The organism is Vibrio sp. 10N.286.49.B3, assembly GCF_002873395.1.
Classification (GTDB): Bacteria; Pseudomonadota; Gammaproteobacteria; order Enterobacterales; family Vibrionaceae; genus Vibrio.
Window position 1 is genome coordinate 1 of the sequence record NZ_MCUV01000012.1, and the last position, 4,272, is coordinate 4,272.

General features: G+C 38.0%; 3 protein-coding genes. 2 read left to right on the forward strand and 1 reads right to left on the reverse strand.

Annotated elements, in window-relative coordinates; all coding sequences use genetic code 11:
• Nucleotides 1–102 precede the first annotated feature (102 nt).
• Entirely contained in the window at nt 103–1,446 is a 1,344-nt protein-coding gene (locus BCU68_RS06500) for an MFS transporter (protein WP_102564036.1), read from the reverse strand.
• A 420-nt stretch (nt 1,447–1,866) separates the two neighbouring features.
• On the opposite strand from BCU68_RS06500, the gene BCU68_RS06505 reads away from it, so the two are divergent.
• Complete coding sequence (locus tag BCU68_RS06505) at nt 1,867–3,048, forward strand: multidrug effflux MFS transporter (protein WP_102563982.1); 1,182 nt, start codon at nt 1,867–1,869, stop codon at nt 3,046–3,048.
• 28 nt (nt 3,049–3,076) lie between these two features.
• Nucleotides 3,077–3,787: a tRNA (adenine(22)-N(1))-methyltransferase TrmK gene (locus tag BCU68_RS06510; protein ID WP_102563983.1), complete on the forward strand. Its 711-nt coding sequence runs from the start codon at nt 3,077–3,079 to the stop codon at nt 3,785–3,787.
• Nucleotides 3,788–4,272: the final 485 nt, after the last annotated feature.

The following is a 4,272-nucleotide window of genomic DNA, read 5'->3' on the forward strand; positions in this document are numbered from 1 at the left end:
ACATATAATTGCGTTATTGTATTACAAATATAATTTATATAAAAAAACCTTTATTACCTGTAGACAGTGTAATAAAGGCTATTTAAATATTATGCTTAATGACTATTGAGATACTTTCGCTTGATTCAATGACACTTTATTAGGTTCATCTCTATCTTGAACAACCACAACCAATAGGCCAGCAAATACCATTGCACATCCACCAAGAACTAAAGACATCATTGTATCACCATCAAATGCCCAACGAGTGAAGAAGCCTAAAATACCTGCTGCTAATATTTGAGGTAATACAATAAAGAAATTGAATACACCCATATAGAAACCTACTTTTCTAGAAGGTAACGCACCCGCCAAAATAGCGTATGGCATGCATAAAATACTTGCCCAAGCAATACCAACACCAACCATATTAAGCATCAACATATTTGGATCCGTGACTAGTGAGATTGAAGCTAAGCTAACACCACCGATAATCAATGCCATACTATGTACAAATTTTCTGCTCGTGCGCTCAGCTACCCAAGGAAGAGCAAATGCCGCTATCGCTGAAATACCGTTGTATGCAGCAAAACACAAACCAACCCAGTCAGCACCTTCATTATATAGAGCCGAGCTAGAATCTGTGGCACCAAAAATACCGGATGTAACCGCTGAAGTGGTATAAATCCACATCGCAAACAAAGCAAACCAAGAGAAAAATTGCACCAATGCTAATTGCATCATTGTTTTCGGTATAGCGCGTAAATCAGAAATAATTTCAGCTAAAGTTGCTTTTTCTTCTGATTCAGATTCCTCAGTAACGCCTTCAAATCTGTCCATCTCTTCTGGTGAATATTCTTGCGTTTTCATTACTGTCCATATAATTGAACCGAGGAAAACGACAGCGCCACAAATAAAGGAAACTTTAATTGAATCCGGAATCACACCTGGAGGAGCCGTATTTGAAACACCAAATACATTCGTCACAACATAAGGCATTGCAGAAGCGATAACGGAACCGACACCGATAAAGAAAGTTTGAACGGCAAAACCTCTTGTACGTTGCTCTGAAGGTAAATTATCAGCAACTAACGCTCGAAATGGTTCCATTGAGACATTAATCGACGCATCTAAAATCCATAACATACCCGCTGCAACCCATAAATATGGAGAGTAAGGCATGATTATCAATGCTAATGAAGACGCAATTGCACCAGCTAAAAAGAAAGGACGTCGACGCCCTAAAGGAGTCCAAGTTCGATCACTAAAATAGCCAATAATCGGCTGTATAAAAAGCCCGGTTAACGGTGCTGCAAGCCATAATATAGGAATTTGATCAATGCTTGCCCCTAATGTTTCAAAAATTCGGCTGACATTGGCATTTTGTAATCCAAACCCAAATTGAATACCGAGAAAACCAAAACTCATGTTCCAAATCTGCCAAAATGACAAGCGAGGCTTATTCATTAACTTTTGTCCTTGTAAATTAATTGTAACCAGATAATCAATACTAAGCCCTACGATATGCGACTTACATTGCGCTTTTTGCTCGAAAGGCATCCTAATGAAGCACGCCCTATACATACCGTGAGCAAAATCACAACCAACCACACGGTTTGCGTTATTTATTTCATATGTTTGAAATTTAAGCAGGTAAAATGTGATACGAATCAATATTCTAGGGAGTACGGTAATCTATTGCATTACAAATACTGCATTTAATCAGTCAAATTTAACCTATCAAATGTTAAAACACTGTATAATCATCTATCCATAAAATGTGGATTAACGCGTTTTCGTTCATATAAATAGAATCCCTACTGGCACCATCACTCTATTTATTCCGTATATTATCTTAATATTTCACTACATTAGGCTGCTCTATTTATGCAAAGCTCTCTCAACTGGAAACCGATCCTCCTTGCCTGCTTAACGATCAGTATTGGTCAACTCAGCATGGGTTTGGTTTTTCCGTCTTTACCTTGGATTGCAAAAGACTTTTCGATTTCCATTGATGAAGCTCAATTATTAGTCGCTATCTATTTGCTTGGTTTTGGTCCTTCTCAGTTTATTTATGGTCCAATCTCCGATGCCATTGGTCGTCGTGGCGTGCTACTTGCTGGTTTAATTCTGTCTTTAATTGGTTTATTACTGCTTATATTAGGCAGTCACTCTTTCAATCTATTGATACTTGGGCGCTTTATCCAAGGAATAGGAACCGGATGTTGCGCTGTTTTAGCAAGAGCATCGATTAGAGATTCTTATTCTGGTCAGCAACTTCCTTTAGCGCTCTCGTATATTATGATGGTTGCCTCCTTTACTCCGATTGTCGCTCCTGTTATTGGCGGGTTTATTAACCACTTAGCTGGTTGGTTAGCGGTATTTATCACTCTGTTCTCTTACATCGCTATCGTTTGGGTTTTACTGTTTTTCCTTTTCAAAGAGACAATGAATACCCCAAGTAAAATCCCACCTGTACCAGTAATCTTGGGTAACTATAAAACGCTGATAACATCACGCTACTTTTTAAGCTTTGCCAGTATCAGTTGGCTTAACTTTAGTTTGGTGGTAACAACCATCTCACTGATGCCTTTTATTATGCAAAATACCATCGGCATGACATCAGGTGAATACGCATTGTGGGCTTTGATCCCGACCTGCGGCTTACTTATTGGTAGCTTTATATCCAGCCGTGTTAGACCTATCATCGGCACAAAATCGATGCTGCTTACTGCCTCAGGTGTTCAAATCATCTCAGCATTATGGCTATTCTTTGCCCCTATCGATCCATTAATGCTGATGCTTGGGCAATTTTTCATGGTACTTGGTAATGGTATCTCTTTGCCTTGCTCACAATCTCAAGTAATGCTGCCTTTCAAACGACAAGCAGGCACTGCAGCCGCTCTTTCTGGTGGTGCACAAATGATTATCTCATCACTGGTTAGTATGACGTTGTTAAAAATGGGGCTACAGGAAGCGTGGCAACTGGGTATTGTTATTGGTGTATTTGCTGTAATCGGTATCTACAACATCATTGAAGGCTTTAAAGCGACCCCACCAACTCCGTAAAATTTATGCTAAGGGTAATTTGTAAGACATGAAATTAAGTAAACGACTTCAACAAATAGAAAGCATGGTAGGTTCTGAGTATCAACATATTTGGGACTGCTGCTGCGATCATGGCTATCTAGGCGCAGCACTGCTCTCTCGCCCAGTGAAATCCATGGTGCATTTTGTTGATATAGTGCCTAAATTGATGTTGGAATTAGAAGAAAACTTACAACGTTTTTTCCCAAAAAACCCACACGAGGAATCATCTTTTAGCAAAGATTTATCTAACCGCTGGCAAGTACACTGTCATGATGTTGCAGCGCTGCCATTACAAGAATACCCTGGCAAACATCTCATTATCATTGCAGGGGTTGGTGGCGATCTCATGATGACGTTTATTGCAGCGCTGCATGAAAACCATCCATCATTAGACTTTGATCTGCTACTTTGCCCTATTCACCATCAATATCATCTACGCCAGCAGTTGCAGCAATTAAACTTCAGCCTTAATGCCGAGTATCTTATTGAAGATAACCAACGCATATATGAGGTACTTTTTGTTAGCAATGAAAGTAATGATTTAGCACCGGTTTCGACAACGGGCGAATCTATTTGGCAACCCGATAATCAAAAACAAGCGGATGTAGCCCAGCGATATTTGGACAAAACCTTAGTGCATTACCAAAAAATGCAACGAAACAATAAAAATGATGTACAAAATATTGTTGATGCTTACAAATTAATAACGATTAAGTGATGTGAATAGGTAGAGAGGATATTTAAATTTCTGAATATTTGATACATAGTCTTAATTATTAACAATGGTAATATAGGTTACTAATTATATTAAATATTCAGAATGCAAACCCGAATTAGATTGATAATCTCCTATCAATTATTTTTTAAAATACAAATGAATTACTTTTTCTTTGCGACGTTATTTACTTTACGATTTTGAAACCAAAAACGTTTACGACCGATTGAACGAGACATGATTGTCCTTATTTAATTTATTAACCACAATATTTTGGCATAGCAAATCTAAACCAACATAATCGTGATCTATATAATATATCTTTAAATTTTATTTATAACGAGGTTAATACAAAACTTAACAAGATGTGCGAGCAGATATTTGAAGTGTTCAGATTTTTTGAAAGTGACGCAAATAGTCTATCAACCACTTGCGTCAACTAACGAAATTATAGTGCGATTACGTTCGCAGCTTGAAGACCTTTTTGG